We start from the raw sequence: 6181 nt of genomic DNA, 5'->3' as shown, positions 1-6181 counted from the left end.
GCCTCGGCCAGCCGGCGCACCATGGCCGCGTCGCCGCGCCGGGCCGCGGGCCCGAGCGCATAGGTCGCCCGCGGGCGCGCCGTCTTGGCGAGCGCCGCCTGCGCCGCCTCCCTGTACGGCCCGGCGTAGGCGGCCTGCGCCGGCGCGCCCGGTACGAACGGGACAGGCCTCGGCTCGACCGCCAGGTAGATCTCGACCAGCGGCAGCGAGCCGGTGGCGGCCAGGGCGTACAGCAGGGCGGGCTTGTTGCGTTCGCGCAGGTCCGCCGCCTCCACCAGCAGGCCCCGCGCCGTCGCGACGTCGCCCGCCGCCAGGGCCGTGTTGAGCCGCTGCTCGCGCTCGCCAGCCTCGCGCACGCAGGCCAGCAGGCCCTCGACCGAGCCCGCCCGGGCCTTGGCTTCGCACGCGTCGAGGCGGGCCTTGGGCAACAGGTTCAGCTCGGCGCCGAAGTCGTGCATGAAGGCCAGAGCGTCGTCCTGGCCGGCCTCGGCGGCGGCCCGCCACAGCCGCGCTTCCGCCTCGCTGCGCGCAGCCCGCGCGCCACGGCTGGCGACATAGGCCCGCACCAAGTCGCGCCGCCCCAGCCCGTACAGCCGGTCCAGCGTGCTCATCTCGCCGCCGGAGCGGCCGACGTGGGGCAGCAGGTGCGCGAACGCCTCGGCGTCGTTCGCCGCCACCGCCGCGAAGAAGGTCGGCGTCGCCTCGGCCCGGATGTCGACCGTATTCGCCGGCGCGGACGCGTCGAGGATGCGGACCGCGTCGTCCAGCAGGTCCCAGCGGCGCTTCTCGACCAGCACCCCGATCCACGAGCAGGGCGGCTGGCCGGGCTTGGCCGGGAAGTCGCAAAGGCCGGGGTCGCCACGCATTTCCGCGCCGTGGGCGATCATCGCCCGGGCCAGGTCGAAGCGGTCCTGCTTCAGGGCTAGGGCCAGGGGCGCGGGGTTGAACCACTCACGCAGGTTCGGATCGGCCCCGCGCGCCAGCAGGGCCAGCATCATCGGCTCGTCGCCGCGCGCCGCGGCCCACTCCAGAGGACGCTTGCCCAGCGGATCGACCGCGTTCACGTCCACGCCCGCCGGCAGGGCCGCTACCGCCGCCGGGTCGCCTGAGCGGGCCGCCTGGCCGGCGTCGCGCACCGGGCCCGTGTAGCGTGCGGCCGGCTTCGCGCTCTTCGGCGCGCACACGTCCGTGTACGGAAAGCCCGGCTGGGCGACGACCGCGCGGTTGTAGGCGGCCAGGAAGGCGATCGCCGCGACCGAGTGCTCGTGGTCGCCGACGCGGACCACGTCCTGGGTGACGTGCCACTTGGAGATCAGCTCGCGCGTCCAGGCCGAACAGGCGACACCGGGCGTCTCCCAACCCATCGGCATCGGCCCGATGCTCTGGTAGGCGCCCAGGCGGAAGTCGCCGCGCGCGGCGGCGGCCGCGGCCTCGGCCGCGGGGTCGCGCCGGTTCAGCCGCTCGGTCTTGGCCCGTAGCCCCAGGCAGTAGGCGTCGTCGGGCTGGCAGACCGGCAGAGCACTCTTGCCCGACGCCGAACCAGCCGCCTGCCCCACCGCCGGAGGCGCCCACACCAGGGCCACGCCGGCCAGCAGAACCGCCATACGCTCGCGCCACGCCATCACCGCCCCCCGGCAAACCTTCAAAGCGAAGCTACCTACCGCCGCACGCGCGCCGCCCGCCCCTCGTCGAACCAGGCGAACGCCTCGTCGACCGTGATCTCGGCCGGCCCGAGCAGCGCCGCCTCGGGGCTCAGCTCGGCCGGCCGCAGGCGCCCGTCGCGCACTTCGACGACGCGGGGCGAGTAGCGGCCGGACAAGGACGCCACATACGTCGCGCGATCCGGCATGGCGCGGTCGTCGCGGGCCTCGGACGCCTCAGCCAACGCGTAGTCCCAATCAAGCTCGGCCGCGGGCACGGTCTCGTAGCCCCGGTCCACCACCAGCAGGGTCTGGCCGCCGCAGCGGCCATGCGTCCAGACGAACCAGTCGTGGAGGAAATCCACGTCGATCCCGTCCACCCGCACCAGCTCGGACTCGTTCGGGCGCACCTCGCGGTAGTCCTCGCGCGGAAAGGCGTCGGCATCGCCGCGCAGCAGCCGGGCCTGGACGTCCCTTTCGCCGCTACGGCAGCGGTCCACCTGCACGAGGATCAGGCGGCTGGCGCCGCGGAAGAAGTCAGGCGTCGAAACCGGCCGGGCCAGGGCCGCGGGCTCCGATGCGGCGCGACGCAGGCGGGCCAGCAGTTCGTCGTCGCCGTACAGCACGGGTTCCAGCGCCGTCACCGCGCCCCCGGCGTCACGGAAAACGACATAGCTCATGCGCGGATCGAGGGCGCCGAGGCCGCCGCAGGAGTCGCGCCCGTCCCGCGACGGACCGAGGTCGCCGTCCAGCCAGAAGGCGTCGGTGCGGTGGCGCCGGTCGGCGGTCGCCTTCTCATGCAGGCCGACATAGACCTGGTTCACGGCCGAGCCCGAGCGCAGGTCGGTGAGCGGACGCACGTGATCCCCGCCCCTGCCCCGGTCGAACAGATCGAAGCGATCGGGAGAAGCGCCCTTCAGTCGCTCGACGACGCTGGCCGTGAACCGCACGTTGGCCGGCTCGAGCCCCTGGCACTCGGCCGGATAAGCCTCCCAGGCGCGGTCCATCGCCGCCTCGTCGTCCTGCCACTTGGGCGGCCGCGGGCAGGCCGGCGGTCCCGGCGGCTCGATGCGGATCCAGTCCACGGTCGCCGCGTCCGCATAGGCCGAGGCCGGCGAGCGCCGTGTGGCGGCGTCGTGCGCGTAGTCATTGGCCCATTCGCAGGCGGCGGCCTGGGCGGCGGTCAGCGCCGCCGCCAGGGTGACGGCGGCGGAGAGCAGGCGATTGCGGAGCGTCACCGCGACGGCCCTCCCCTGGGCGCCCGAGGCGCGGAGGGTCCGTCGGGGTGCTCGAGCCCGAGCAGGGTCGGCGCGATCATCAGCGCCATGGGCACGTCTTCGGGCGCCTCGAGGTCGCAGCCGAAGTCGTATTGCAGCAGCCCGTCCGGCCCGCCGCCGCGCCAGGTCAGGGTGACCTGCGCCAGGTCGTAGGTGAACGTCTTGCAGGGCGGCGCGTCGGTCATCCGGCGCTCGCCGACCGGCCGGTAGGCCGCCAGGGCCTCGCGGAAGCGGGCGAACTGCTCGGGCGTGACCTGCCGGCGATGCCGGACGGTGCGCCACTCGCGGTGCTCGCCCGGCAAGCTGTAGCCCCGCTCGACCCAGACCCGGCCGTCGGAGGCGGCGGTGAAGGCGAGGGTCTCGCAGGGCTCGCAGATCGGTCCGCCGGGCGACGTCTTGTAGGTGATCAGCTCCACGCCCGGCCCCGGCGCGGGCGGCGTGCTGGCGCAGCTGGCCAGCAGCAGCGCCGCGATGGTCGCGGTTCCTCCGACAAGGCTGCGCATGAACTCCCTCCGGACACCCCGGAGCCAGTTAAGCGTGCGCGGGGAGCAACCGCAACGCTGGGTGCAGGTGGAGGAATATCTCCCCCCGAGCGGAGCGCTGGGGGGAGCAGGCGGCGAAGCCGCCGTGGGGGGCTCCAGCGGAGTGCGGCGGCGGTCGTCGCGCCAAACTGGAGCCCCCTCCACCGCTTCGCGGTCCCCCTCCCCCAGAGCTTCGCTAGGGGGAGGATCTAAGGCTACCGCGCGTTCTGCGGCAGGCCGTCGGCGATGTCGTAGTAGTCGCCCTTGTCGGCGGTGAAGATGTGCTTGGCCAGACGCGTGCCGGTCGGCGTGTCGAAGGCGCCCATGGCCACGGCGATCTTGTCCCGGCCTACGGGATCCCAGAACAGGAACGAGCCGCAGGTCGAGCAGAAGCCGCGGCGCACCTTCTCCGAGGCCTGGAACCAGCTCAGGTTTTCGGCCCCGTCGATCCTCACCCGCTCGCGCGGCAGGTCGGTCGAGGCCCAGAAGTGGCCGGACTGGCGGCGGCACTGGCTGCAGTGGCAGGCGTCCGGCGGGGCGAGCTCGCCCTCGACCTCGACCCGGACCGCGCCGCAGAGGCAGGCGCCCTTGTGCATGCGAATTTCTCCTTCTCTCTGCTGCGGCTCAGGAACGAGCGAGCAGGTCGGCCACGCGCGGGTACGCCATTGCGGTGAACAGAAACGCGAAAGCCGCGCCGATCACGAGCAACACGACCGTCACGCCCCAATACGTGATCGGATCATCGTAGCGCGAAGGCTTGGTGGCGACGCCGGAGTATCGGCCCGTGCGCAAACCGTGAGCCACCACCCCCGATACGATCAGGGTCGCCAGTAACGGGGCGGTGATCGACCAGCCCTCGGACCAGGTCACGTCGCGACCCTTTCCGCGCCGCCCTCGTACATGGCCGCCATCGACGCCCCCTGTCCGGAGGCGCGCCCCGCGCCCTCCCCGGCTTTGATCTCCCAGCTGAACGAGCGCCGGTCGGCCGATCGAAGTCAAGGCCGGGCGAAGCCCGCCGCTCCGCGGTGGCGCGCGACGCGCGCCAGCCTTGAGTTCGACCGGCCGTCCGGCAGGTTCGCAGCTGGAGATCCAAGCCTGGCTCCGGCCGGGGCGGCCGCCCTTCCAAGATCTCCCCCCGAGCAGAGCGCTGGGGGGAGCAGGCGGCGCAGCCGCCGTGGGGGGCTCCAGCGGAGTGCGACGGGGGCCGTCGCGCGAGCCCAGCCCCCTACCCCACCCGCCGGAACCGCAAATCGCGCACGCGCGCTTCGCCGATCGACAGCTCCACCGGGCGGCCGGCGGCGTCGCGGATCACCCGCACCAGGTCGCCCTCGCCGTCGGTGAAGGCGTCGCGGTAGACCGGGCGCAGGGTGGCCTCGAAGCCCGGGCGCCGGTCGATGGCCAGCCGCAGCACGCCGTCGCGGACGCTCAACACCCAGGTCGCGCCGATCTCGTCGCTGGTCCAGCGGCCGGCCAGGGCCTGGAGGTCGATCGCCGGCTCGACCGGCGCGGCCGGCCGGTAGAGCGCCCGGTTGCCGTCGGCGAAGCGCCGCTCGAAGGTCCCGTCCCGCTTCAGCTCGATCGCGTCGCCCCCCAGTTCGCGCCCGCCCACGCTCAGGCTGAGCGGAAAGCCGGTGCGGGCGTCGACATACAGACCCGCCGGCGGCCGTAGCGCGAGCGGCGCCTGCACGGCCGGCCGGGGCGGCAGGAAGGCGTCAGCCGCCTTGCGCGCGGCGGACCCGGCATCGGCGTTGGAGGCGTTGCACAATACGGCGACGGACACCGGCGAGGCCTGCCCCTCGGCCCAGGTCCGGGCCAGGAAGGCGCGATAGCCGGCGGTCGAGCCCGAGTGCCAGACCGAGCGGCGCCCTTGGGCCCCGTCCAGGAACAGCCCGCGCGCATAGTTCGTCGGCGCCCCGTCGCTCAAGCTGGCGCGCGTCGCCAGCCCCTCGCCCAAGCCGAACCGGTCGGCCTGCAGGGCGCGATTCCAGACCAGCAGGTCGCCGACCGTGGTCAGCAGGCCGCCGTGGCCGTGGGTGTCCTCGAACGGCATCAGCTGTTCCCAGCCGCCCGCGCCCGGCTGGTAGGCGACCGCGCGGTTCTTCACCACCGCCCGGAAATGATCGCGCCAGCGGGTCGAGGTCATGCCCAGCGGCCTGAACAGACGCTCCGCCGTGAAGTCAGCCAGGCTCTTCCCGCTGGCCCGCTCGACCAGCAGGGCGGCCAGGCTGTAGCCGCTGTTGGTGTAGGACCACTCCGCGCCGGGCCGATAGTTCAGGCTCTTCTGGCGGGCGATCATGTCCAGGGTGTCGGCCTGGCCGTAGACCCGCTCGCTGCGCGGCCAGCCGGCCAGGCCCTCCAGGCTGCCCCAGTCGCGCAGGCCGCTGGTGTGGTTCAGCAATTGCTCGACGGTGATCGGCTGGCCGTAGTCGGGCAGCTCCGGAAACCAGCGCCGCACGTCGTCCTTGAGGCTCAGCTTGCCGTCGGCGGCCAGCAGCAGCACGGCCGCGGCGGTGAACTGCTTGGACACCGAGCCCGCCTCGAACACCGTGTCGGCCGTGACCGGTACGTCGTGCTCCAGATCGGCCGAGCCCCAGGCGCGGGTCATCAGCCGCCGCCCGTCCCGCTCCACCGCCAGCGCGCAGCCCGGCGTCTGCGGCCCGGCCCACACGAACAGCGCGTCCACCGCCGCCTCCGGCGCCGGCGCCTGGGCCTGGGCCTGGGCCGGCGCGGCGAAGGCCAGCAC

At 73.9% G+C, this 6181-nt stretch carries 6 protein-coding genes; all 6 read right to left on the bottom strand.

Annotation, left to right across the window (positions count from 1 at the left end; genetic code table 11):
- On the bottom strand, nucleotides 1–1622 hold a 1622-nt coding region (locus G3573_RS19185), incomplete at its 3' end, for an ankyrin repeat domain-containing protein (protein ID WP_163263289.1).
- A gap of 35 nt (nucleotides 1623–1657) precedes the next feature.
- On the bottom strand, nucleotides 1658–2878 hold the full coding sequence (locus G3573_RS19180) for a hypothetical protein (protein WP_163263288.1): 1221 nt from the start codon (nucleotides 2876–2878) through the stop codon (nucleotides 1658–1660).
- Nucleotides 2875–3420: a hypothetical protein gene (locus tag G3573_RS19175; protein WP_163263287.1), complete on the bottom strand. Its 546-nt coding sequence runs from the start codon at nucleotides 3418–3420 to the stop codon at nucleotides 2875–2877. Before G3573_RS19175 ends, G3573_RS19180 begins: the two co-directional genes overlap by 4 nt.
- Before the next feature lie 233 nt (nucleotides 3421–3653).
- Nucleotides 3654–4034 carry a GFA family protein gene (locus tag G3573_RS19170; RefSeq protein WP_163263286.1) on the bottom strand — a complete coding sequence of 127 codons (381 nt, stop codon included), beginning with the start codon at nucleotides 4032–4034 and terminating at the stop codon, nucleotides 3654–3656.
- A gap of 28 nt (nucleotides 4035–4062) precedes the next feature.
- Nucleotides 4063–4308 (bottom strand): hypothetical protein, encoded by a 246-nt coding sequence (locus tag G3573_RS19165; protein ID WP_163263285.1) that lies wholly within the window; start codon nucleotides 4306–4308, stop codon nucleotides 4063–4065.
- Nucleotides 4309–4663: 355 nt separating this feature from the next.
- Nucleotides 4664–6181: serine hydrolase domain-containing protein (locus G3573_RS19160; protein ID WP_163263284.1), on the bottom strand; the 1518-nt coding region annotated here is incomplete at its 5' end.

Origin of the sequence: Caulobacter sp. 17J65-9 (assembly GCF_010975005.1) — a bacterium.
Taxonomy (GTDB): Bacteria; Pseudomonadota; Alphaproteobacteria; order Caulobacterales; family Caulobacteraceae; genus 17J80-11.
Note: the sequence above shows the minus strand (reverse complement) of the source record. Positions and strands in the feature narration are given on the sequence as shown.

Bases quoted from the DNA above. Each gene is read 5' to 3' on its own strand.
- G3573_RS19175 (WP_163263287.1), bottom strand. From the start codon at position 3,420: ATGCGCAGCCTTGTCGGAGGAACCGCGACCATCGCGGCGCTGCTGCTG.
- G3573_RS19170 (WP_163263286.1), bottom strand. From the start codon at position 4,034: ATGCACAAGGGCGCCTGCCTCTGCGGCGCGGTCCGGGTCGAGGTCGAG.